At 66.8% G+C, this 24,058-nt stretch carries 12 protein-coding genes; all 12 read right to left on the bottom strand.

Annotated elements, in window-relative coordinates; translation table 11 throughout:
- Positions 1-3: 3 nt before the first annotated feature.
- The gene (locus tag F4X11_14800) at positions 4-2,811 is read right to left on the bottom strand and encodes an AAA family ATPase (GenBank protein ID MYN66277.1); all 2,808 of its coding nucleotides are present in this window, start codon (positions 2,809-2,811) and stop codon (positions 4-6) included.
- Positions 2,801-4,507, bottom strand: a complete 1,707-nt coding sequence (locus tag F4X11_14795; GenBank protein ID MYN66276.1) for a hypothetical protein — start codon at positions 4,505-4,507, stop codon at positions 2,801-2,803. Before F4X11_14795 ends, F4X11_14800 begins: the two co-directional genes overlap by 11 nt.
- A gap of 89 nt (positions 4,508-4,596) precedes the next feature.
- Positions 4,597-9,150: a hypothetical protein gene (locus tag F4X11_14790; protein ID MYN66275.1), complete on the bottom strand. Its 4,554-nt coding sequence runs from the start codon at positions 9,148-9,150 to the stop codon at positions 4,597-4,599.
- A complete protein-coding gene (locus F4X11_14785) occupies positions 9,150-10,901 on the bottom strand; it encodes a hypothetical protein (protein ID MYN66274.1) in 1,752 nt (583 codons plus the stop codon). Before F4X11_14785 ends, F4X11_14790 begins: the two co-directional genes overlap by 1 nt.
- Positions 10,898-14,020, bottom strand: a complete 3,123-nt coding sequence (locus F4X11_14780; GenBank protein MYN66273.1) for an N-6 DNA methylase — start codon at positions 14,018-14,020, stop codon at positions 10,898-10,900. Before F4X11_14780 ends, F4X11_14785 begins: the two co-directional genes overlap by 4 nt.
- A 102-nt stretch (positions 14,021-14,122) precedes the next feature.
- Positions 14,123-15,415 carry a transcriptional regulator gene (locus tag F4X11_14775; GenBank protein MYN66272.1) on the bottom strand — a complete coding sequence of 431 codons (1,293 nt, stop codon included), beginning with the start codon at positions 15,413-15,415 and terminating at the stop codon, positions 14,123-14,125.
- Positions 15,408-16,127: a hypothetical protein gene (locus F4X11_14770; GenBank protein ID MYN66271.1), complete on the bottom strand. Its 720-nt coding sequence runs from the start codon at positions 16,125-16,127 to the stop codon at positions 15,408-15,410. Before F4X11_14770 ends, F4X11_14775 begins: the two co-directional genes overlap by 8 nt.
- Positions 16,127-17,236 (bottom strand): ATP-binding protein, encoded by a 1,110-nt coding sequence (locus tag F4X11_14765; GenBank protein ID MYN66270.1) that lies wholly within the window; start codon positions 17,234-17,236, stop codon positions 16,127-16,129. The genes F4X11_14770 and F4X11_14765 overlap by 1 nt, the downstream gene beginning before the upstream one ends.
- A 28-nt stretch (positions 17,237-17,264) precedes the next feature.
- Complete coding sequence (gene brxC / locus F4X11_14760; GenBank protein ID MYN66269.1) at positions 17,265-21,116, bottom strand: BREX system P-loop protein BrxC; 3,852 nt, start codon at positions 21,114-21,116, stop codon at positions 17,265-17,267.
- Positions 20,771-21,328: a DUF1788 domain-containing protein gene (locus F4X11_14755; protein MYN66268.1), complete on the bottom strand. Its 558-nt coding sequence runs from the start codon at positions 21,326-21,328 to the stop codon at positions 20,771-20,773. The genes brxC and F4X11_14755 overlap by 346 nt, the downstream gene beginning before the upstream one ends.
- 3 nt (positions 21,329-21,331) lie before the next feature.
- Entirely contained in the window at positions 21,332-22,132 is an 801-nt protein-coding gene (locus F4X11_14750) for a hypothetical protein (GenBank protein MYN66267.1), read from the bottom strand.
- A 76-nt stretch (positions 22,133-22,208) separates the two neighbouring features.
- A partial coding sequence (locus F4X11_14745; protein ID MYN66266.1) for a PQQ-binding-like beta-propeller repeat protein occupies positions 22,209-24,058 on the bottom strand: 1,850 nt, incomplete at its 5' end.

Here is a 24,058-nt window from a genome sequence, read left to right as displayed (position 1 = left end):
GCATCAACTCCGCCCGAGACGCCGGTAGCGACTGGCGAACGCCTCGCGCCCGCCTTCGACCACGCGGCAGACCTCCTCGCGCAACTCCCTGTCCTGCAGCGACCCCGACTTGCCCACCACGCACTGCCCCCGACGGAAGTCGAGCACGTGGAGCATCTCCGCGTCACCATTCACGACCACGTTCGGGTTGTGCGTCACCACGATGATCTGCCGCCTCGCCTTGTTCTCCCTGATCTGGCGTACGACCAGGTCGTAGATGAGGTGATTGTCGAGGTCGTCCTCGGGCTGATCCAGCACCAGCGGCTCCTCGCCGTGCGCCAGCAGGAAAGCCAGCATGGCCGCCGAGCGCTGCCCCGCCGAGGCCTGCCCGATGGGCCGGAAATCCGTGCCGTCTCCCCGCCGGCTGTACTCGACATCCAACCCGTCCTCCGGGAACCAGGTGAGCAGCTTGTCGAGCAGCTCGGGACGCTTGCCGCACTCGCGCTCGAAGTAGTTGTTGAAGTGGCCGCCGAAGTCACCGTTCCCGGCCGCCGCCGCGACCATGCGTTCCTTCAGCCGCTCGATGCGCTGCTCGATCGCTTCGCGGCGCCGGTCCGGATCGTCCGGCAGGCCGGCGAGCAGCTCGGCGACCTCGCCCTTGCGGGCACGATCCCCCTCCATGACCAGGATGTCCTCGCCGAAACGGTCGTCGGTGACGCCCAGCGTGTCGCGAAGCGACCTCTCGACCACCTGCGGATCGCCCCCGTACAGGCGGCTTCGAATGCGGACGAAACGGTTCCGGGCCAGTGCGTTCTCGAGAAACGCGACGCGGGCGTCGCTCACCGCCCGGCGCGCTGCCCCAACCGCCTGCCGCCGCGATCGTGATTGCTCGATCAGCCGGTCGCGCTCTTCCCGCAACGAGTCCAGCCGTTCGATCTCGGCATCGAGCCGCTGGCGCTCCTGCATCAGGCGCCCGTACTCGCTCGGGTCGTCGACGCCCTCCGCGCGCAAAGCTCCGACCAGTTTCTCGTAGTCTGCGCGCGCGTCACCCACGGCCGTATGCCAAGCGCTCTTCTCCAACGCCGCACGCTGAGTCTCGATGGCGTCGCGCAGATCTTCCGCGGCGGTCCGCAGCCGGCCCGCCGCCTGGTCTACGCCGGCGGCGAGACGACCGACAACGTCGAGGACCTCCGGCGCGTCCGCCGAATCGGGAACGAACAGGCCGTCCGGCAGGTCATCGGCCACCAGCTCGCCGGCCAGAACTTCGATGCGTGCAGGCATCGACGCCGCCGCTTCGAACTGCCGGTCCAGCTCCCGCCGCTGCCGGTTGCGCTGCCGGTAGGCCGACAGCACGTCCCGGTGCCCGGCGTCCTCAAAGCGGGCCAGCTTGCGCCCGACATCCTGCTGCTCGACCACGAGGCCGTCACGACGAGCGAGCTGGCCTTCGACTTCCCGGATCCTCGCCCGCGACGCGTAGAACGCCTGGCACGCCTCCCTGAGCTCTCGCCGCAGCTCGACCACATCGGCCGCGTCGTCGATCACTTGCAACAGCGGCTGCTGGTTCTCGCCCGCCAGGGCCGCGATCTGCCCCTGCCCGAACATCCGCAGGGGAAACCGCGTCGGCGTCACGGCCTGGACCGGCGCCGCCCTCCAATTCGAATCGCCCGCGTCCTCCTGCACGCTGACGGTGTTCCCCTGGCGCCGCCAGATCACCCGATGCCGAACGCCGTCACGCATGACGATCCACCGAATCACCGTCCTCTCGGTCAGCCCCCCCTTGCTGCGGCGGTCGGCCGGAACGCCGTTGAAGCGCTCGAACGTCACGCGCGGGTCGCTGGCCTTGTCGAGACTCTGCAGTTCTCGTTCCCGGCCGGACGCGATCCGCAGTGCGTGAACAACCGTGGACTTGCCCGTGCCGCGCCCGCCCACGAGGACATTGAACGCCGGATGGAACTCGAGCCTCGACGGCTCGCCGCGCCCCATGTACCGCGCCTCGCCGATCTCGATGGCTTCGACGAAATGCCTGGGTCTCGCGAAGGGATCCAGCGCTTCCGCCTCGTCGCTGCGGCGAATCGAGAAGCCGCCGCCGTCGAGCAGCGCCAGGCACAACCCTTCGAGCGATGGACGGGCCATCTTGACCCACGTGTAGTGAGATCCCGGGAAGCGCGCCGCGTCCGCGCCCGACGGGTGGTGGGAGTCGGAACCGAGCACCTCCGCCCAGGCAGGTCGATTCTTCCGGTACGCGCCGGGTATCTCGCCGCCGGTGTCCACCACCTCCACGGCGAGCAGCCCCTCCACGTCCCGCAACGGCTTCAAGGTGTTGCCCGGCAATGCTCCAGCTCCCGAGGGGCCGTCAACGTGCGCGAGAATCGGTATGCCGCCCGCGTCCAGGATGGCCTCCACCACCCCGATGGGCGCCTTGCTCGCGGCGACGTCACTGCGCCCCGGCTCGCCCCCATACCCCGCCGCGCCGAGCAACGTCGCGACGTCGCTCGCCCCCTTGCCGGGATCGAGCACCGCCAGCACGTGTATCCCACCGTTGGCGGTGATCTCGACCCCCGGAAACAGATACAGCGGCCGGTAGTCCGACGATGCCTCCCGTTCCAGCGCCGCCAGAGCCGCCTTCAGCTCGTCGATCCACTCCCCGGAGTTGTGGTCCGTCACCGCCACGCAGTCCACGCCTGCGCGCATGTAGTCCAGGAGCCAGTCTCTCGGCGACGTCTGCGTCGGCCCTTTGCCGTAGTCGACCGAGGCCGGCGTATGCGTGTGCAGATCGAACTTCCACCAGCGTGCGCCGGGATACCGCCATCGTGAATCCCGATCATCGACCATCGCCTTCCCTCCAGCCCGCCTCGACCGCCTCGCGCGCCCGTGCGGCCCGCTTCACCGCGTTCGTATGGTGCGGGTCGTTCCAGCGGTTGCCGTCGAACTCGGGGCCGCCGAGAAAATCCGTGCGCTCGGCCAGCAAGCCGACGCCGGGACAGCTCCAGAACCACGGGTACTCTGCCATCAGCGGGCGCCTGCCTGCCGCGACGCGTCGATCTGCTCCGTGAGCCCGACGCTGAACGCGGCCATCTCTCCACGGGCCGCCTCGGTTTCCAGTCTGCCGGCGATCCGCGCAATCTCGGGCACGGACCGCGTCAACTCGTCCGACAACGCCCGCACCATCGCTTTCGGTATGTCCTGCCGGCGGGTCGTCGCGTCGCCGGCGAACGTCTGTTCGATGGACGCCAGTCGTGCGCGCAGGTCCGCCACGGTCAGTCCGTACTCCCGCGCGTACTCGTCCGGCCGGTCCCGGACGGCGTTCCAGATCCACGCTTCCGGCGCGCTGCGGCCGGGCAGGAACAGGGGGTCGAGCTTGTGGCCGTACCGGCTCGCCGCCTCGATCAGGGGCGGGCGCCCTGTCCTCGGCGTCGCCGGCGAGCACGAAGACGAAGCCGGCCAGCCTCCCGAACTTGCCGAACGCGTGAACGTGCCCCCGGAACTCGTCGCTGCCGGTATCGCGGCCGATGACGAAGTCGTCGTGGCGGGTGCCGTTGCGGTAGTTCAACACGTCGAGCACGCCCAGGATCACCCAGTCGACGGATCGCTTGTCCATCCTCTGCGAGGACGAGGTGGCGGAAGGCCGTACAGGGCCTTCTGGAAGATGTCGCGCCAGCCAGGCCGCCGCGTGACGTCGAGCGTCGCCGCATCCCGCTTGAGGAAGATCCGGCCTTCGGGCGGCGCGATCCGCTGCAGCTCCAGCATGAGTTGCTGCTGCGATTTGCAGGTGGTGGTGACGACCCACAGCCCGGTCGTGCTCGACAGCGTGTTTCAGGCTGGAGACGTCCTTGGACATCCGCAGGATGGCGCGCTCACCCGCGGACATGTGGAACTCCGAGTAGCGGACGGCGTCATGGTGGTCCAACCCGGCGAACAGGAGGTCCCGGTTGCGCCCGCGAATCAGCGAGACGCCGTGGTACTTCTGCGGCAGGATGCGGCGGGCGAACAGCAGCAGATCGGGAGCGATCTCCTCCGCGTCGAAGGTCCCGCGACCGAGCTGCAGCAGGCCGCGCACCTCGGAGGGATTCGTCAGGTTGGCGAGCGTTCGGAGGTACAACGCTCGTTCGGGCTGGCGCACGTCCTTCCGGCCCATGAAGCTCCGGCTCCACGACCGGCCTTTCTTCCACACCATCGAGTAGCGGGCGCCGGCGGCGAGATAGTAGAACTCCAGTGCCGTCCCGCCCCCCTCGTCGACGAACCCGCTCTCGCCGCCGTCCGAGAAGCCCGGAAACAACGCGGCCGGTGTATGGGTGCGAGCGCTCCGACCGGCCGGCGCATACGCCGCCGCGCAGGCGAACAGCACCGTGGACTTGCCGCACCTGTTCGGGCCTGCGACCACCGACACCGGGTAGTCGAACGCCACCCGCAGGTTGCGAATCCCGCGCAGGCCCTTCAGCCGGACCTCGTCGAGGAAGTCGTCCTGCACCTGCTTCTGCGCGCGCAACGCCTCCCAGGTCTTCCGCAACGACGCGTCAAGGATGGACATCGCAGGGTGTCTCCTGTCCGACCGGTCGTCCGCACTCCGCCATCACATGCAACCCCACGGGAGCGCCACCGCCATCGCATTTCCACGCATCACCTGGGCCTCTTCCCGACAGGCAGAAACACGTCCGCCGGCCTCTTCCCGCCGAACAGCGTCTTTTCCCGGTGTTTGCGCCACTTCTCTATCCGCCTGTTCACTTCCCCGTCTAAGCTCGGCCAAAACAGGCGCATCGGTTCTTCTTGCCGTGTGTACTCGGAGTGCCATGTTGCGAACCGGCCGTCCACAATCTTGGTGAACAGTATGGAATACCGCCAGAACTCCGTCGGGCGGTCCGCCTTGCACATCTCCTCGAACCAGTACCGAGCCCATCCGTCCCGATCAAGTGCATGCTTCGCCGCCCTGTACGCCTCGCCAATGAACCCCTTTGCTTCTCTGTAGCGATAGAGCACGTCCTTGTTCCGATCCTCCTGATTCGAGAATCCCGCCACGAGCAGCGCCCTCGCGATGCCCTCCGGCTCTTCCCTGTCCAGCCGCTCGCGAATGAATTCGGACAACGCCGCCTCCTCCCGACTCGACAAGGCAGCCAACACCTCCACGGCGAGCTCATGATCATTCCTCGCCAGATTCAGCCGCTCATGGCACCACTCACGTCCAGCGTCACTCCCTGCCGCACTCCACGCAATCGCCGCCGCCAGCGGCACTCTCGCGCGGCCGACCGTGAACCGAATGGGTCCAACCTGCCCGTAGACCGCCCTGAGCAGCGCCACGGCCCGCTTCGGGCATCGTTCTCGCAACGCGTACGCAAGCATCAGAACCAGGTTGTGAACAGGCTGCCTTCCACACTCACTCAGTCCCGAAAACAAGCGGTACCAGCGATCCGCGACGTCTGGAGCTGCATCCACAATCGCCTCGAATTCCTCCTTGGCGATGTCGTCGAGCAGGATCCCCGCATTCGCCTGATCCACCTTCTTCCTGAACGTCTCGAATGCTTCGTGCCGCCGCCTCTCCTGCTCTTCGAATGCCTCGTCACTCCGTGGACGCTTCATTGCTTCGGCAACAACATCCGATTGTCCTTCCCTTTCTGTTACCCAGTACGGAAACGAGTTCGGCTGCCCTTCCTGCCGGCACCGGTACTCTACGTCCGGCAGCGTGTTCTCCACCTGCACTCCGAGCGCAGCGCCTATAGAAAAGTCAATCCGTCGCGCAACTTCTTGTGCGGCGGTCGAGCCAAGCCATCTTGCAGCCCAGCCGTAGTGTCGCGAAGACATCTTATCCAATGCTTCATCGACTGAGATCCAGTCGCGCACCACCCCTTCCGCCAAAATCGCGGAGCCATACGCATTCTCGTAGCTATTCCTCTCCTCTCCTCTCTCCGCGCGCCACCCGGAATCAACCACCTGTCTCATGAGCTTCTCGTCCCGGAGGCGAAAGCTCCTCTCCAATGCGGCCATTCGGACCAGCTCCGACTGCGAGGTCGTCAGCAACGCGATATAGTCCCGGGAACGCCGGGAAACAAGCGTACCGCTGCCTTTCGCGAATACTAGAAGGAAATACTGGCTGCGGGGATTGTTTTCGTCGCATGCCCCGCCGAAGTAGCGGTCGAAAACCGTTTCATCCAACGGCTTCATCACGCCCAACAGCGACCGCAGGACGTCCTTCCCGACCGTCGTTCCCAACAGTGCCTTCACCTGTTCCTCCGCGCTCAGCTTCGGAAACGCGAGAAGCAACTGGTCCTGCGCCATCCACCATCGATCCCTCTCCGGCACATCAGAAGTCGCCCCGAGACGCTTCTCGCACTCCGCTGCCAATTTCAGCGCCATTTCCCTCGTCAGAAGAGCACTGTGCGGCCGGAGGAAGAACAACCCCCGCTTCAAGGAAGCTCCTCGGCGTTTCAAGACCTCCTCGGCGAATTCCCGATACTTGCTAACTCCGACTTCGGCTTCGAACCGCACGACACCCGGCCTGGCCATCTCGCAGAAAAGGTCTTCTCCGGTACGGTATGGGCCACCGTAGAGCGACGAAACGTCTATCGTCTCGTAACGGCCCGCCGTAGCTGCTATGCCTATCGGCTTCGACGCCGACGGATCGCAGGGGTCGGACGAGCAGTATTGCTCCACGAGTCTCCAACCCCTCCGCGGTTCGAAGTCGCTGACTTTGGCCCTCAGCTCCTCCGCCTCCCTCGCGTCGCCGGGTTCTCCGGTCGCCTCCAGCAGCACGATCAGAGCCCAGGATCCGGGTCGGGATACGTCGGTTCTACGGAAGATGGCGCCTTCCTTCAACAACCCCGCGCGCGCAGCCCTCCAGTCGACGCGGTTGAGCCTGACGACGTATCCGAGTACGTCGTAGGGCCATCCCTTCTGGTTGAGCATGTGCGCAAGACACCACTGAACAATGCCTTTCGCGAATGGTGCGATCGGCCCGCCCGACATGAGGGTGAATGCCAGTCGAGTGAGAGCCTCGATATCACCGACTGTCTCCTCCATGCCTTCCAGCAGTTGTCGTTCTGCGCTCGACAAGGACCGCAGGTCGTCGTTGATTTTCTCCGTTCCCTTGGCTCTCTCTTCGGCGCTCACTCCCCCGCGGACGCCCACGCTGGGTTCCAGCGAAAAACATCGCAGCCACCCCGCGACAGCGATCTGGATGTTCCGCAGCACATCGTCGTGCGCCTTGGAAGACACCAAAGCCGCTTCGATCCAATCGACATTTGGCTGGTTCCATCCCGCCAAGCACAGACGGCGCGCAGCTTCCAGGAACGCCGGTGACCTCGTGCGGGCAAGCGACTTGAATGCCTCCAGATCCTCGTGGTTCGGATTCTGGAGCTCCGCGAAGGCGCGCAGAAGCGCGACCACGATTTCGTCGGGCTGTTCGTCGTCGATGCACGCGTACGTAAGCGCCCCCATCAGTGCGGCTGCCGTCTGGTCAAGAGCGGCGATGGGATCGATAGCTGCATCCAGTTCGGCCGCGAGATCTCGATCGTTCCTCAATGCGATGCGTAACCGATCGAGCACGACTAGACCGAATGCGAGTACCAAACCGTCGTCGTGCAGCGCGTAGCGCGTCGGATCTCCGTCCACCGGAACGAAATATCTTCCGTCCGCTACACTCTGTACATCCTCAGCATCGAAGACAGTGACGTCATCGCTCAGGCCCTTCTGGTGTCGGCGCAGAACCGCTTCGGCATGGGTTCGAAGACGACGCACGCACTCGTGCGCCGGCTCCGGATTGCGACTTTCCTGCTCGCGGGTTCGGAGGTGTTCGAACAGCAGGTGATTCACGCTCAACTCGTCGATATGTTCTACAGTCTTTACCTTCAGAAGGCGGACGGCTATTCCGAGCAGGCGCGGATTGAGAAGTGAACGTCCAACCGCTGCGTGAGCGTCCTGGCCGCGGTGAAGAACGGTATGGTCGATTCCATTCGCGGCGAGGATCTCGTCGCGTTCAGTTGCGGTCCACTCCGGAACGCTCAACTCTTCGACCGGCGCCACCAAACGAGGTTGGAGTCTGGCCTCGTAGTAGGTCGTGCGAACCGTTATGATGAGCCGACCGCCGAGTCGGTTCAGCGCGTCGCCGAACGCGTCGATGACCCGAGCCCAGTCGACCTGCGGACGCTGGTTCACACCATCGATGACGACGATCAGGCGAGGACGGTCGGGACGACGACCGTTGCGCCAACGGGCCAGCTTCCGGCGCCAACCCGATACGACGCCGTCGTTCACAGGGCCGCCGGCCTGTGCGGGGAGTTCGGAAGCGAGCAGACTTTCGCAGTCGTCGGGCCCGACGACTTCCTGGCAGTCCCTGGGACGCAGTACGACCATCAACGGCCTTCGGTCGACGCGAGACCAGCAATGTGCAACCAACCAGGACTTTCCCGCTCCCTCTCCACCGAGCACGCACAGGATTGTGCCGGCCGCATCGCCGGTCATGAACGGCTGGACCCTTGCGACCAGATCCGCTCGCAGGCGTGCGGTGCCATGTGCCTCATCGAGCGGCGACAATGGCTCGCCGAAGGCGAGTATCGCCTGCTCTCGGCTGGCGAGAGCCGCCGTCAGCCAAGCGGCGTTCGCTTGCCGTGCGACCTCTGTTCCGACCAGCGGTTCCCGGAGGTCGAGACGAAGTTCCTCGGCGCATGCATTGAAATCACTGGTTGCCCGGACCGCCTGGACGGCCGCCGAAACCGAAGCGTCAGCACCGAGAGCTTGTCGCGTGGCGTCCGTCGACATCGCGACCGCGACAGCCAACCTGGGAAGAACGCCTGCCCAATCCAGCACAATCGTACCGATTCCGAACTCCCGACCATGTTTTCGTACGTCGCAGGCTATCTGAGCCGATACTTTCGAGGTAGCGCAGAGAACCCAGGCATCGACACTTGCTGTACTCAGCGAGAGTTCAGCGATTTTCGACAGGATCTTACTTCTCGGAATCTTGTCTTTGTAGCGCTTGCACTCGAAGGAGACACCATCTTCCTCTCTGACGGCAGTTCCGTCACTGCCGAATTGCGATCCGCTGGCCGCCAGTCTGAACGATATTCCGGTGATACTTGTCAGAACGCTCGCCATCAGGCCTTCAAAGCCGTCGTCGCCAGTAGCGCGCAACTCAAGCAGGAAGGACTTCAGAGCCTCCAAGTGCGATGGAGCCAACGTGGTCATCACAGCAGCGTCTTCCGCGTCAGGGCGTACGTCACCGGATTCCTGGAAGCGCGTTCGATTTCCCCGCCATGCTCCATTCGTTCCAGCCACTTGCGAACTTGGAGGGGAATGAGTCCCAGCGCCTCTTCGATTCTCTTGGGCCTCGCCGGTCCGTTGCTCAACAGTGTCCGCAGTTGCCGTTGGAATTCGGCGTAGAGCGCATCACCTTGATCGACCGCCACGTCGGCTCCGGAATCCGAGACCGCGGGTGTTGCTGGGTCGGACTTGGAAGTCGCAGGATCCGAAGACGGCCGCCGAACCGAAGACGGCTCGGCCTTTGGCGGGCCGGCGCGGCGTGACCGCCTGTTTTCCTCGACTCTGGTGACGTACAGGGTTTGCCCTTCGGGCGTTCGGAGCCGCCACGCGTGCACAGTGATCGAATTCGAGAGCGGTTTGAGATCCGGTAGCGCCGTCGCCTGGACGCGTGTCGATTCTCCCAAAGCCACTTCATGATCCCCGTTTCGGGCGAGGTCAGTCAGGATCGACTGCGTGGCCGCTGGCGTCTCCACCGGCCGCTGTTCGGCACCGGACGGTCCCAGGGCCACCTGACCGGCGATGCGACGCAAGTAGGCAGCGTCCTGCACATCACGCCAGGGCGCCGGCAACCACTCGTCGCCAGCGAGACACCCGAGGAGCCCCCCGGTCATTGCCGCGAGCGTATCCGTGTCGGTGCCGCGCTCGAAGGCCGCCCGGAGTACGCCCTGGGCAGGCTGCGCGGCATGTCTCGCCGCGAGATACGCAGCAGCAGCAGCAGTGACTGTGCCTGCCCCCTTGAAGCGTCCGAAGCATCCGAGGTCGTCGAGCACCGCGCGATCGTCGGCCAGGGCACCCGCCCGGATTCCGTTGCGGGCCTGTTCCAGCAATTGCCGCATTTCGTCGACGGTGCGCTGCCAGAGACGCTCGTAGGGTTCGTCGAGCACCCGAGCCGCGGCGGCGGACCAAGCCTCGCCGCCGCGCTCCATGTCGGGAAACGCGCCCCATCCGCTGTGTTCATCAATCAGCAGATCCAGCAGTTCTCCGAAGCCGAGCGTCCGGTGCCGGCGCGCCAGCGACCATGCCGCGTACGCGCAGGCGGTTGCGCCGACCAGCGCGCGTGGATGCCCGTGCGTTGCCGCCCCGTCACGTACGACGTCATGCACCAAGACCGCCGAGTCGTCCTGGCCCGCGAGAAACAGGGCGTGCGGAAGCACGCGCATGGCCACCCCGTTGCCACCGGCATCGAAATACCGGCGGACAGCATCCATCTTGCCGGACTGCCACGGCGGGCTGCCGGCGAGCCAAGCCTGTGCCGCCCGCTTCGTCGCGCCGCCACCGCCGCGTTCGTAGATCGTCCAGCGCGGCAGCTCCACCCGCATGAACGCCTTCCACCAGTCGGCGCTGTGATTCGTCCTACTGCGCGCCACGGCAAGCGTGAGTTGTGTGTCGTCGCTGTACTCTCCCGCTCCGATGGTCTCTTCGTAGGGGCGGAACCGGCCGCCGGTCCGCCGGGTCCACGTCTGAAACTCCATCCGCGGCGACGCGCCGTGTGCACTGCTCCGCACGTTGCGCGGAATCTCCTGCGGCCAGCCCAACGCGTCTCCTGCCGCGAACGCCAAAAACGCCCCCCCGGCCTTAGCCGGCGGGACGACCGGAAATTGCGCCTGTGTCCTGTTGGCCTCAGGCGCCGCGGGACGCTGTCGCCCACACTGCCTCGACAGCAACGCACCCGTCATGAGCCCGCCTCGACCGTACTTCGCGACCGTGCGGCCCGCTTGACGGCATTCGTATAGTGCAGATCGTTCCAGCGCTTGCCATCGAAATCCGCGCCGCCGCGGAAATCGGTACGCTCGGTCTGGGTGCGGTCGCCAGGGCAGCCCCAGAACCACGGGTACTCGTCTTGCGAGCGCAAGTTTCTTGGCTCCTGCCCCCGGTCCTTGGACCACTTGATCTTCGGCTTGACGCGCAGGATGCCAGCGCCGACCCGGCCTCGCCTCGACAGATCCGCCGACATGAACGGGCGGATGTTGATCCGAATACCGTCGTTGATGTCCGGCTCCCAACCGATCGGCTGTTCGCCAAGAGGCTTCCAGCGGACGAAGACGTCGCACGGAGGCTCGCCAGCGATGATCTTCTTGAGCTGGTGCTGAAGGTCCTGTGCAGCCGCAAGTCGCCCATCCGCTCCATCAAGTCCCTGGTCTCGGTCCGCTTTCTGACGCGCCATCCAATCTCCAAGATGGCTGTACGTCAACGCTTCGAGCGTGCGGCGGCCCACGCCGTCTGAACCCGCGAGGCGGTGGTAGTTGAGCAATGCATGGAAACCGTCGCGGCGGCCGTCCCAGATGTGCCAGACGAAGGGACGCTGAAGAAAGTGCTGGCAGTGTTCCTCGAAGAAGCGGTCGCGCAGCCACGCTTCGATGGAATCGACAGGCTCGGATCTTCCGGCCGCTGCGACCAGGTGTCGCCGTTCGGTCTCCGCGGTCCAATCGGTGCCGTACGCGGCGACGAGCAGTTGGCGCAGACGGTCAGCCGCTGCGAACTCGCCGCCAACCGGAGGCAGACAGACGATGCCGTCGGCGTCGGCGAACTCGGCAAGGTTCCTGCACTGCGCTACGCATTCCCGTACTTCAGCCGCCAACCGAAGCTCGGGATCCTGCTCGGCGGGCCAGCGGTACCCCAGCAGCCGCGCGACCGCGACTTGAAGAACGGTCGTATCGATTCGCCGTGGCCCGTGAACTATCCGCTTGGCGTCCTCGTCCCACGCGATACCTCCGCACGGGTGGCCGTGAAAGATCCACTGCGTCGGATCATCGGAGTACGGTTCGGGAAGACCGTTCGGGTACTTCTTTCCCTGGTATGCCAAGGCAACTCTGGAGAGGTGTTCACTGCTGGCGCCGCTGTTGAACAGGAGTATTGAATCCGGATTGTCGAGCTGCCTACGTTGCCCAAGCACGTGGACCGCTCCGTTCGATGCGTGGCCCACGTCAGCACCGTGCGTTCTTCCGCGGAGAAGCACTGCCTTCTCATCCGCCCGGACTGACTTCTGGTCCCGGGTACCGGAAACGTCGATGCCCGCCATTCGCGAGTCCGGTCTCGACCGGTCCGTGGAGAGCACGCTCAACGCGACGTTCACCACATGCCCGCCAATCGTCTCGAACGCGCCCGGCCCCAGCCGCGCGACCAGGTTCCACGTCCGCTGCTTCAGCAGCATCTCCCGGAGCTTCTTGTAGCTCGTCTGGGACAGCCAGTTCTGCGGCGTCACCACCGCGTGGACGCCATGCTTGTCGAGCCAACCGAAGATGCGCGAGACGAACAGCGTGGCCAGATCACCCTTCGCGGCCGAGTGCCGGTCCTGGGCGAACTGCTTCAGTTCGTCGCTCTGCTTGCGGCGGGCAAGGTAGGGCTCGTTGGTGATGACCAGGTGATAGCGGCCGGCCAGCAGTTCCGCGGCGCGCGCCATACCCTGGGCCGCCACGGCGCGCTCGGTCCGCTCGTCGCTGCCACGTTCCCGTTCCAGCAGAACGCCGAGCAACCCCCGCACCGCCTCGTAGTCGTGCTGGTAGAGATCCGCCTCAACGGCGCGCGGGTCGATGAGCGAGCCGAGCACCGGCGCTTGGGCGAAGAGGTCGTGCAGCGCGCCGAGGCTGTTGCGGAGCGGCGCGGACATCAGCGTGTCCTCGACGCCGAACAGGTCGCGCTTCGAGGGAAGTCCTCCGGCGTCGGCCGCATCATCCGACAACCGGGTCCACTCGTCGCGAGGGGCGTTGGGCGCCAATCCGGAACAGGTGAGATTCAGGTCCGGCAGGCGCCGATAGCCGCCCGCATCGGGCCAGGTCCACGCGGTCAACGCCAGGTTGAAGGCGGCGATCTGCGTGCAGCGCGGATCGATCTCCAGACCGGACAGGTTGTCCCGCAACACGGCGTCGATCGCGGCGCCCGGTGCGAGCCGTTCCTTCTCCATGCGCAGGCGGACCAGCAGATCGAGGCATTCGATCAGGAAGTGGCCGCTGCCGCAGCAGGGATCGAACACGCGGAGGTCGGCCGCCGTGCGGGGCCAGCCCTCGAAGCGCCCGGCCGCCGGCCGCCAGGGCCCCGTCGGTTGCTCCGCGTCGTCGCCGTCCCGCGGCTCACGCACGAATCGCAGATACGAGAAGTCGTAGCCCCCGTCCGCTTCCAGGCGCACGGCCCGCCGCAACTCCTCCTCGCTCGCGGCGGTCGCGGCGCGTTCCGGTTGCGCGGCCAGGATCCGGACCGCACGCCACGCGCCGACGGTGTTGTGCAGCAGGAACAGCACCATGTAGCGCTCGGTGAGCTGCGTCACGGCGGGCAGCTCGTCGGCGCCGATCTTCACGCCGCTCTTGTTGACCGCGTCCTTCCGCTCCGCCTGCCAGAACTGATAGGTCCAGCCCAGGGCGTCGCGCGCGGTGAAGACCTCGGCCGGCAGCGCCTCGACCAACCGCTCCAGCTCCTGCCGCGTCTCCGGCGCCAGCCTGACGGCGAGCGCCGGATCGTCGCTCCGGAAGATCCGCGGCAGCATCGACTCGGCGAAGCGGCCGGCCAGCGTCCAGCGATCCTGCCCCTGCTCGCGCGCCAGCTCCTCGCAGTCCGCCAGCGACACGGCGACGCCCGATTCCTGTTCGATGAGGAGCTCGTTCTCCGCCAGGAAGCGGGCGAACAGCATCCGGTGCCAGTGCTCGTAGGCCACCTCGTGGGCGAGGCGGTCGATCTTCTGCTCGCCGGTTTCGGCATCGCGCCCGTCCCCGAGTTGACGCCCGTGCGCCCGCAGGCGGCGCCGCAGGTCCTGCTCCGCCGAAGACATCGATGGGTGCGCGCGGGCGTCGCCGACCGCGAGCATGCCGAGCGCGTTGCGGGCGCCGGATTCGCCCGCGCGCCGCGCGGCCTTGATGGTCGAGGCGAGCCGGTTTCGGAGGTCAACGGATAGCGGTTCCACTCTCGCTCACTCCGGCGGCAACTCTGCCGCCCCTCCGGCGGCCGGGTCGGCGGCGTAGATCGTCAACCGCAACTCGTCGCCGAAGGTCTCGTAGACGGGCCGCTTCCCCGACAACTTCTCGCTGTTCTCCAGAATGACCCGAACCCCATTGCCGCGGCGGTCCATCAGCGTCTGCCTCGGTGTCTCCAGCCCTGGAATCCCCGTCGGGATGGGACACCTCGCGAGCAGGCCCGTGAGGGTTTCGTTGCGGCTCGTTTGCCGGTATGGAAGATCATCCACCGTCATGCTGTTCGGAAGCGCGCCGGGCGAGGACAATTCGACGCGGTCCGAATACAGGTGCAGGCGGATGTGCGCGCCGTGCATGGCATAGTCGCGGTGCGCTACCGCATTGACGACGGCTTCGAACACCGCCGCCATATCGTACTGCGGCAGGTCGATACGCCCCATCGTCTTTCTTGCACGCACCTTCTGGTTGCGGGCGACGAACAGACAGGCCCCGGCGATCTGCCGGTCGACCGGCCCCGAAATGTCGGCGGCATCGAGCTGGTACCAGGGGGACTCCAGCGACTCGGGCACACTGCGCCCGCGGTACGCCACCGCCTGCACATAGGCATGCGGCAGCCGCTCGATCGGCTCCGTGGTCCCCAGCAGAATCCCCGTGACGGTGGGGAGGGGACCGCGCGCGCTTGACCTTGCGGCCATGCCGAGCTTGCACGCCAGGGTCTCCCTGTCGTCGCCCATGCCGTCGACCGCAAAACGGTCGATCAGCGCGCGATCGAGATCGGCGAATGACGCATCGTGAAGCGGCTGTTCGTCGAACCGGATCAGCCGGGACTGGCTGCGCTGCTGATGGAGACGGACCAGGAAGTCGGGCTCCATCCTCCGCTTCGCGCTGCCGACGCGATGCAGAAACCCGCCGGGGCTCTCGTGCACGAACAGGCTCGGCGAGACCTCGACGCGCAGGACCGGTCGCGCCACGCCCTCCGAATCCAGCAGCTCAAGCCGTTCGATCAAGGGATAGATCGGCGGCTTGATCGAATCGTCGACAATCGCGGTCACGTACTGTTCGGCGGCGTCGAGCCGCTCCAGCGCAATGCCCACGATGTCCCGCGTACGGTCATCGACGCCGAGCACAAGCACGCCGCCGTGACCGTTGGCGAACGCCGCGAGTTCGTCGGCGAGCTGCTCGCGCCCAGGTCCCTTGACCCGCTCTCCGGCGAACACGACCTCCTTCAGCTCGAGATGCGCGCCCTCTCCGAGCCCGATGCTCCGTAGCAGTGCTGCAGGCGAGTCAAGCATGGCGAGCATCCTCGGCAGCGAGCGCGAAACCCCCCTCGAACACGCGACGAAACCAGGCAACGAATTGCTCGGCTGCCGGATTGTCGTGACGAAAGTACCGGGCCCGGATCGCCGTGCCGTACGGCAGCCCCGGCTCCTCCTGCCAGGCCAGCCACGCATGCAGCATCGCCTTCCTGACGTCGCCGTCCGGATAGCCCGCTCCATGAACTGCTTTCGCCTGCGTTGTGGCTTGCCGAGCATATGGAAGCAAGGGGTCCTCCCCCCGAACGAGAGCTTCAAGAAAGCGCTCGAGCGTTCCCTCTCCCCGCACCCCTTCCTGTTGATTGTCCGGCATCAGCCATACGCCGACCCTGGTGTTGTACTCGGCGGATTCCCCGACGAAGCCTTCCACGGGAATGGCCGGCGGCGGTACCACCCCGGCTCTCTCGAGGCGGTCGGAAATCGCCCGCCACGTATTCTCGACGGAATCGTCCGCATCCAGTACGAAGCCGACGGCCTTGCCCTCGCTCAGCCTTACCGCCGTCCGAACGCCCCGCAGGAGCGCGATCCTGCCGTCCCCCGGGGCGTCCGCGCCCTCGCCGGCAGTCACGATCGAAGGAAACCAGGCCCACCGGTCATGATCGATGCCATGGTGGCGGAGCAGGTGCACGAGCGCATGCAGGTCATCGGACCCCTCCACACGAAGGACGGATCGCGCGGTTTCGGTCGCCATCAACGCATCTCGATGTTCTGCTCGACAGCCACCCGAATATCGTCCGCGTCGAGGTGCACCGCCTTGCGGATGGACCGCCCTATCTTGTGGATGGAAACGTCGCCGGCGAGATCCGGATGGGATTCAACGAGTGACGAGAGCCCGCGGATACAGTCGTAGCTGTGCGTCGTCGCGAACACTTGCACCGACGACTTGCGCGCGGTATCGACGACCAGTCGCCACATGTCTTCCATCACCGTCCAATGCAGCCCCGTGTCGATCTCGTCGACCAGCAGTACGCCGCCTGCGGTTTGTACGAACGCAAGGGCAAGCGCAAGAAGCCGCCGCATCCCATCGCCGTAGCTCCCCAGGGGCACACGCGGGCCGCCCCCCTCGAAACCGAGCAACACGCCTGCCCGGTCCGACCGCGCCCGCGAAGCATCGCTCGTCAGGAAGCGAATGGACTTCAGGTCGCCGTCCAGGAGCTTCACGGCATCGATGACCTCCGATTCCCGATCTTCGGTCAGGACCCTGTCCCAGATGGTTCGCATGCGATCCGGATCGAGCGAGTCCGGAGTGACGAATTCGAACGGCGGCGTCAGGTCCTCGGGCCTTCGCGGTAACGGACCGGCAAGAGTCCGTCGCGGCGATCGAAATCGAATTCGGGACTCGATCAGGGATCCGTTTTCCCTGAGCGGAAGAACACTCTTTTGCGCGTTTCGCTCCAACTGAAGAACGAGCGGGAAGGCGCGCTCCGAATCGTCATCGCCGTATCGAGACCCGTAGTCGTCGGCGGCCTCAGCAAGGCGAACCTCAACTGAAACCGGCTCGTAGCCGTCGCCAAGAAGACGAAAGGCCGCCCCCGGCTCGAGACGATGGCCGAAGAAGAAGTGGGAGACATCGGGTCGCCATCCTCGCGCTGTGGCGCCCGTGTCGCTCACTTCACCGCGCCGATTCGCTGTCCCCGTGAGAACGAACGGATCCCCTCCTGAAACCAGAAAATGGATCGCCTCGAGAATCGACGTCTTGCCGCAGTTGTTCTTGCCGACGAGCAGATTCACGCGCGTGAGATCGGTCAACGCGTACGTCTCGAACCCACGGAACTTTTCCAGTTGGAGAGTGCCAAGCATGTGCCGCCCTCGTTTCCACCCAGCAGCGTCAGCGCACGATTACCGGCCCGTGACGAACAGCATCGTTCAATCTCTGTTCCTGCTCCCGCAACCATTCCCGCACCGCCGGTTCGTCCGGCAGCGTACCTCGGCGTACGTGGATGGTCGTCGTGCGGGGCGGCGTCGGCGGATTCGTATCGCCCGTCGCATCCGTGCCACCGGGCGGCGTGCTCGCATCGATCCGCTCGGCTGCTTCCTGCAGGGCCCGCCCGACCCGGGTATCCACCGCGTCGATTTCGGACCGCCACGCCGCGAGCGATCGGGCGTCGAGCGTGCGCAGCAGATCACGGTCCGTCGCGACGTTGAGCGGCGGCGGCGCGTCGAGACCGAGACGGCGGCGGATCTCGGCCTGTGCCGTCGTGTCGAGCCCCAACCAGGTCGCATCGCCGGCGAGCGCTGCGCCGGCGGTCTCAATCGCCCCGGTGAGGTCCTTGTGCTTCCCGACGAGTGCTTCGCGCAGAGCGGCGGCCAACGTGGCGACGATCGGCCCGACCGGGTCGTTCCCCGTCAACAACGAGCGGTGCGCAGCGATGGCGTCGATGTCCGCGCCGACACTCGCGGCGACCGGCAGCCCATCCGCCTGGCGACGAAACGCAAGCGCCAGCTTCCAGCCCGGCATCCTGACCTCGGCGCGCTCGGCGAGCGTGTTCCAGTCCTCGATCCGCCGCTCCAGCTCGCCCTTCCGCGCGTGAATCGCCGCGAGCTGCTCGGGACCGGCCAACCGCTTCATGTCCTCGATGACCGTCGTATCCGGAGCGGGCGGCAGCGGCGCCGGTCCGCCCGCGCGTCCTGCGAGCACACCGAGTGCGCCGAGGAATTCGGGCGCACGGTTCTCTTCCTCTCCGCTCTTCGTGTTGACTCCTAGCTTCCCGAACAGCCCCCGCAACGCAATCCGCTGACCGGTGGTCAGGCGAACCTTCTCCGGACGGAACTCCGCCGCCTTGATGCCGGCCTGATCGAGAGCGCCCGCGGCCACCGGCTGTCCGTTTCGGGTCGCGCGCAGATGCCCGGCGCGATGCAGCGCGATGAGCACGGCGTCGACGGCGTCCTGCGGCCAGCCGTAGGGGGCGGCCTTGAGCAGCTTGTGGAGCGCGGTGCCCCGGGCGCCGGCGCCGACCGTGCCGAGCACCTCCTTGGCGACCGGGTGGCCGTCGGTCGCCCCATCCCAGCCGACTACCTTGAGCGGCTGGTCCGAGCCCTGCCTGGCGCGCGTGACCGCCGACTCCCACCCGCGATGATCACCGTCGTCGAACCTCGGAAAGAGACGCGCGAGGGACGCGTCGGCGCCCGTCCTGAGCTTCTCGCCCAAGCCTTCCCCGAATACCTCGGAGCCGCCGCCCTGAAGAACCGTCGCCGCGCGCAGCACGTCGCTGACGATCGCGTCCCGGTCCTGGGCAGCGCCGGCGCGACGGCTCTCCATGCTCTCGCGGGCCTCCCGCCCTTCAGGCGAGGCCGGAACACCGTAGTGATCGAGCACCTGCCGAGCCGCTTCGACGTCGAGGATGTGGCCCCTGAGCAGGTCGGCGCTCTTTTTCGGAAGATGAACGTGCAGCGTCGGGTCGTCGGCGCCAAGCCGGCGCGCCTCGTTCTCCACATCGTTCCGGCCGCACGACCAGCCGTCGCGCAGCCAGATACTGACGACCTCGCCATTCGCGGGCGGCGGCTCGGTACCGGTATGCATCGCCAATTTGCGGCGCAGTTTGGCCTGCCCCTGCACCGGCTTGATTCCGCCGAGCACCTCCAGGACGGCGTGGGCGAAGAGTTGATCACGGCGGGTGGCGATCTCGACTTCGGTCAGCGCCTGCCGGCGCTCGCGGAAGGCGCGGTCCCACTCGGCGCCTTCGGTCGTCTGCAGTCGATACTCTTCGCCGACCTTCATCAGTACGCCGTCTTTAACCAGCAACTCGAGCGTATGGGCGATTTCGTGGCGTCGGGTACCGGAGTCGGTGGTGATATCGTCGATGACAAGGTCGGCCAACGTGCCCGCATTGGCACGCACCCCAAGATCCGTACCCTCCTGCCGCGGCAGCTTTCCGATCAAAAAGACGAGGCCGCAGAGGTCTCGCTGAAGCGGTCCCCCGTTGCTGCTGCCCTCGTCGAGCTTCTGGATCCGGGTGTTGAGCTCGTTGGGCAGCACCCCCGTGCTTACCAGGCTCGGCGCCAGCGCGCTGAACAGATCGCTCGCCGGAATCGCGGCGCCCAGCGAGCGATGGGCCACGTTCTCGAGCGAGTCGTGCAGAATGCGCAATTGCGATCGGAGCTGACTGTGGCTTCCGGCGGCATCGGCCGCCTGGAAGCACGCCTCCCAGAAACGCCGGCGGGTGCAGAGCAGCGGATAGTCGGCTACCCGGATATGCGTATCCTCGGGCCGCGACCCCACCCGGGTGCCCTGCAGGTGGCGAGCAACCTCGCCCGCGTGCCGCTCGAACATCTCCTCGATCGCCGGGCCGGCGCTCGGCCGCTTGTGGAGCAGCACCTTGCGGGTCACCGCCTCGACGTCGGCATCGGTGAGCTCCACGGCGATCCGGAAGCGGTCGCGGAGCCACATCAGCGCCGGGGTGCCGGCCGAGAGCGCCGACTGTCCGGCGCCCACCAGCATGACCCGGCTGTAGAACTGGGTCTGCACCGCCTCGGCCACTTCCGTGAGGGCGGCCGAGCGATCCTGGGCCTCGTTGATGTACTGCTGCACCTCGTCCAGCACGAGCACGGTGTGCGGCAGCTCGCCGTTCTCCGACAGGGCGAGCCGGGCGGCCTCGATGAACTGCTCGGTCGAGATGTCGGTCCTCAACGGCGGGAACTGCCGCGTCAGAAGCTGCCGCGCCGCCTTGCCGTCCGCTGCGAAGCCGGCATCCGCGGCAACGATGGCGTCGGCAATGACGGGACTTACGTAGAGGTTGTTGAGCTCGCGCAGCCAGTCCTTCCCGGCTGCCTCGACCGCCGCGCGAACGCCGTCGAGCAGTCCCTGCTCGCGCAACCAGAAACAGAAGCGCGCCAGGGGATACAGCGCGGGCAGGCCGCGGGCGCGGAGCAGAATGGACAGCACGCTGTGACGGACGTGATCGACGCTGCCGCCGAGCAGTGTTCCCGCTGCGGCCACGGGAGACCGCCCGGCCCGGTGCGCGTGGGTGTCCAGCTCGCGAAGCTGCGCCTGCACTTCATCGGGCAAACCGCCGCGAACGAGACTGCGCGCGGTCGTCCCATCCGGGAACGGGGTGTTCACCCACAGGTGGGTGAGCATTTTCAGGAGGTGCGACTTGCCGCTGCCGAAGAAACCGCTGACCCAGGCCGAGTCCTGCTTCGGGGTCCCGAGGTTCGCCAGATAACGGTCGAGAATGCGCTGGAGAGCGTCGCCGAACTGCCCGTCGCAAACGAACGTCTCGAGCTCCGCACGCAGTTCCTCGAGAGCCGGGGCGTCGGCGACGTCGACGATCCGCGCCTGCCCGTTGTTGGCGAGCCGTGTGGTGCGCGGGTCGCGATCGAGCACCTCGTGAATCTTCACAACGCCGGTCCTCCATCGTGCAGCGTGATCCCCTGGGCCAGGTAGTTCCAGCCGTCGCGGGCATCGAGCAGCCGATAGTTGCTCTCGTTCTTGGTGCCCGGAAAGAACACCACCAATCGTCCGTGAATCGTCTGCTCCACCGAACGAATCACCTCCGAAACGCGCAGAAAGCCGTAGAGGGAGGCCACGCCCAGCAACGCGACGACAGTGTTGTCGCCGGCCGCCTCGAGTCGGGTTCGCAGCCTGCTGGCGACCGCTTCGCGAAACTCGCCTTGCAGCTTCATTCCGAGCAGATCCGGATCTTCGAACCAGGCTTCGCGGTACTCGTCCTGCGCCATCCACTCGGCGAACCAACGCGTGCAGTCGACGAGCGTCCAGTCGTGCTCGCTACGGCGCGTCGCCTGCTCGAATTCACCGATTCGGTCTCTCAGCGTGCGTTCGAGCTCCTTGTCGTAGACCACCAGCATCACCCGTTGCGCGCCGGACACGCTGCGTTGCCAAGGCACGCTCACATGTCGCTCGTAGACGGCCGCCAGGTCTTCGATCTTGCCCATTGCTCAAGTCCTGGCTGCCGCGGGATCCAACCGGCTGGCGTTGATCTCGACGACGCCCCCCCCGGCGCGCGCGTGGATCAGACCGAGTCGCTTCGCCTCGAACGCCATCGGCAGGAGATCCTGGCCAGCACGGTCGAGTACCTGCGTCCAGTGGCAATCGAGCAACGCCGGGCCGCCGAGCCCTTCGAGGGCACCGAGCCAGAGAGCCATCGCCACGGAGCCGGGGGTCGGCGTCACGCTGGTGCGTATCTTTCGCATGCGGCCTTGCAGGTGTCCTGCCTGCGCCCACGAGCTCGCCGCGTTTCGCGCTACCTTGTCGAGCACCGACTCGTTCAGCCGCGCACCGACGACCTTTCGTATCTCATCCAGGAATCGCGATCTGACGAGTTCCGTTCCGACCGGCAGAGCGAGCACGGCCGAGGCCGTCGAGCGCAGCAGGGGATCGCGCGCCAGCGCGCACAGCATCGCCAGCAGCGGACGTCCCGGCAGGTCGACGGACCAGAGTCGCCGCACGACCCTGAAAATCGGCAGGCGCGGGTCGAGCGCGTACAGCTCGCCGAGACGCTGTCCCGTCCAGCGGCGCGTCGCGATGGTCGCCTTGCCGAGCACGTTCTCGTCGATGATCGCCGCCGCGTAGTCTGCTCGTGCCGCTTCCGGCGGAACGGCCGCGAGAAGCTCGCCGAGGTCCGCGAGCATGATGGTGCGGCTCGTGTGGACACTCTTGTCCCCGAACTTCAATCCGGCCCTGGCGGCCCTTGACTCGATGTCCGGATCCTCAACGTGCTGGAGCATCCTGGACATCATGCCCCAGCACGCGCACCAGCGTCAAGGATTGCATGATTCGCGCCGGCAAGTTTGCCGGCTAGAAAAGCAACCAAGATTACGGCAGGGCCAGCGCCACCCACTCCGCCGGCCGGTCACGTCCGCCGACGGGGACCACGATGTACTGCCGCCCCTCGTGCAGGTAGGTCATCGGCCCGCCCGTGGTCCCGGCCGGCAGCTCCATCTCCCAGACCACCGATCCCGTCGCCTTGTCGTAGGCCCGGAAGGTCGGCCCCCACATGTTCTCCTGGATGCCGCCGAAGACGTTGCCGCCCTCCCCGATGAACAGCAGCGTGGCGGTCACCAGCGTCACCGGGCGGCTGGCGATGCCGAGCGGCGGCAAGTCCAGACCGCGCAGCGCCGGATGGTCGCGCAGGCCGCGGCCGTTGGCCACCCGCCATATGAGCTCCCCGCGGTTCATGTCGAACGCCGAGATTCGGCCCCAGGGCGGCTTGATCAGCGGGATGCCGTCCAGGTACGGCGCGTCGCGGTTCGGGCTGTGGTACGCCATCTCGGCGTTCTCCTCCCCGGAGGCGTCCGCCAGCCGGTAGACGCGCGGGACGAGGTGCGAGAAGGCGTAGTAGAAGCCGGTCTCGGGATCGAACGCGCCGGTGTTCCAGTTGCCCGATCCCCACGAGCCGGGGAGGGCCAAAGTACCGTCGGCGCCGCCGGGCTCGTCGCTGACGACCGATGGCGGCGTGAAGAGGGGTCCGAGGACGAAACGGTCGGCGACGGCTCGGGCCTGCTCCTCGAGGTCCGACGTGAAGTCGATCAGGTCCTCCTCGCTGACGCCCTGGTGCGCGAACGGCGGCGGCTTCGTCGGAAACGGCTGGGTCGGCGACGCCCGCTCGCCCGGCACGGTCGACGGCAGCACGGGGCGCTCCTCGATCGGCCAGACAGGCTCACCCGTCTCCCGGTCGAACACGTACAGGAATCCGGTCTTGCTCGGCTGCATCACGGCGCGGATGCGGCGGCCGTCGACGGTAATCTCCCCCAGTGTCGGGGGCCCCACCGTGTCGTACTCCCACAGGTCGTGATGCACCATCTGGAAGTGCCAGACCCGCTCGCCGGTGGCGGCGTCGAGCGCGACCAGGCTGTTGGAGAAGAGGTTGTCGCCGGGCCGGTGGCCGCCGTAGTAGGCGGCGGTCGGCGCGGTAAGCGGCACGTAGACGTATCCCAGCTCGGGGTTGGCGCTGAGGCAGCACCACGACCCGAGGTCGCCCGACGCCCCGAGGGAACCCGCGCCCCAGGTATCGGCGCCGAGCTCGCCCGGACGCGGCACCACGTGGAACGTCCACCGCAGCGCGCCGGTCCGCGCGTGGTAGCCCCGCACGTTCTCCGACGCGCTGTTGCGCCAGCGCACGCCGCTGTCGCCGGCGCCGTCCACCACACCCGCCACCACGATGACGTCGCCCACCACGATCGGGCTCGCCCCGCCGCGGGCGGTCGTTGCACCGGCAGGGGTCAGATCGACGCGGCCGCCGTTGCCGAACCCGGCTATCGACTCCCCCGTCTCCGCGTCGAGTGCATACAGGAACCGGTTGCGGAACGAGAAGATGCGCCGGTCCGCACCCTCCGACCAGAACGCCACGCCGTGAACCCCGCGGCCCGCCACCCCCGCCAGCGTCGGGAGCGGCGGCCGCTGCAGCCAGAGGGTCTCGCCGGTGCCCGGATCGAACGCCTCGACGAGGCCGACGGCATTCGACGCGTAGAGGACCCCGTCGATCAGGATCGGGGTGGCCCGCAGGTAGCCGGACGGCTCCAACTCGGGAAACGGCTCGGTCAACGACGCATCGATGGCCGGCCGCCGCCAGGCCACCCGCAGGCGCGCGACATTGGTCCGGTCGATCCGGTCTAGGAGTCTGCGCCGCAGGACGTTTGCGGCACGAAACGGGTCGCCAGTCCACG

Source organism: Acidobacteriota bacterium, from assembly GCA_009861545.1.
In the GTDB taxonomy this organism is placed as follows: Bacteria; Acidobacteriota; Vicinamibacteria; order Vicinamibacterales; family UBA8438; genus WTFV01.
Note: the sequence above shows the minus strand (reverse complement) of the source record. Positions and strands in the feature narration are given on the sequence as shown.

Coding starts and splice junctions, on each gene's coding strand:
- F4X11_14800 (MYN66277.1), bottom strand. CDS start 2,811: ATGGTCGATGATCGGGATTCACGATGGCGGTATCCCGGCGCACGCTGG.
- F4X11_14795 (MYN66276.1), bottom strand. CDS start 4,507: ATGTCCATCCTTGACGCGTCGTTGCGGAAGACCTGGGAGGCGTTGCGC.
- F4X11_14790 (MYN66275.1), bottom strand. CDS start 9,150: ATGACCACGTTGGCTCCATCGCACTTGGAGGCTCTGAAGTCCTTCCTG.
- F4X11_14785 (MYN66274.1), bottom strand. CDS start 10,901: ATGACGGGTGCGTTGCTGTCGAGGCAGTGTGGGCGACAGCGTCCCGCG.
- F4X11_14780 (MYN66273.1), bottom strand. CDS start 14,020: ATGCTCGCGGTCGGCGACGCCCGCGCGCACCCATCGATGTCTTCGGCG.
- F4X11_14775 (MYN66272.1), bottom strand. CDS start 15,415: ATGCTTGACTCGCCTGCAGCACTGCTACGGAGCATCGGGCTCGGAGAG.
- F4X11_14770 (MYN66271.1), bottom strand. CDS start 16,127: ATGGCGACCGAAACCGCGCGATCCGTCCTTCGTGTGGAGGGGTCCGAT.
- F4X11_14765 (MYN66270.1), bottom strand. CDS start 17,236: ATGCTTGGCACTCTCCAACTGGAAAAGTTCCGTGGGTTCGAGACGTAC.
- F4X11_14755 (MYN66268.1), bottom strand. CDS start 21,328: ATGGGCAAGATCGAAGACCTGGCGGCCGTCTACGAGCGACATGTGAGC.
- F4X11_14750 (MYN66267.1), bottom strand. CDS start 22,132: ATGATGTCCAGGATGCTCCAGCACGTTGAGGATCCGGACATCGAGTCA.